General features: G+C 67.9%; 1 protein-coding gene. It reads right to left on the bottom strand.

Annotated elements, in window-relative coordinates; translation table 11 throughout:
- Nucleotides 1–758 (bottom strand): transposase (locus ACT3T5_RS19580; RefSeq protein WP_444595329.1); only part of this gene is annotated, 758 nt, incomplete at both ends.

Raw genomic sequence — 758 nt, 5'->3', positions numbered from 1 at the left:
GAGGGAGACGAACCGGTCGGGGAAGACGGGCAGGTACTTCATCGTCTTGAACAGCGCTTCGGAGTAGGGGTTGTCATTGGACACGTGCGGTCGGGAGCGGGACGCGGTCACGCCGAGATCGGCGAGCAGGGTGCGGACGGTCTTCGACGTCATCGAGGGGCCGCCGTCGGAGTGCACGACCTCGGGGGTGCCGTGGATCCCGAACGCGTCGGTCATCATCTCCTTGGCGAGTAGGCCGTCCTCGCAGGCGTGCACGATGGCGCCGACGATGTAGCGGGAGAAGATGTCGATCATCACGTACGCGTCGTAGTACGTGCCTTTGACAGGGCCGGCGAGTTTCGTGATGTCCCAGGTATAGACCTGCCCGACGGCGGTCGCGATCAGCTCCGGCACCTTCCGCGGCGGATGGGTCGCGAGCCGGCGCCGCTCCCGTACCTGCGTGTGCTCGCGCAGCACCCGATACATGGTCGAGACCGAGCCCACGTATTCGCCGCGCTCGAGCAGGATGGGATAGATCTGCAACGGCGGCTTGTCGACGAACTCGTCACTGTTGAGCGTGGACAGCACCAGCGACCGCTCGACGCTCGAGAGCTTGTTCGCTGGGGCAGGACGAGCCGACGGCGGCTCGGGGTCCGGTCGGCGTGCGCGGGAGGCGGCGCGGGTCGCGGTCGCACGCGCCACGCCGGTCAGGGCTGCCGCCTGCCGGGTCGGCACGTCCGCGGCGGCCAGTTCGACGTAGGTGTTCATGAGCGCTTCCC

Origin of the sequence: Brachybacterium sp. AOP3-A1-3 (genome assembly GCF_052378285.1) — a bacterium.
Lineage (GTDB): Bacteria > Actinomycetota > Actinomycetes > Actinomycetales > Dermabacteraceae > Brachybacterium.
This window is presented reverse-complemented; position numbering and strand designations above follow the sequence as displayed.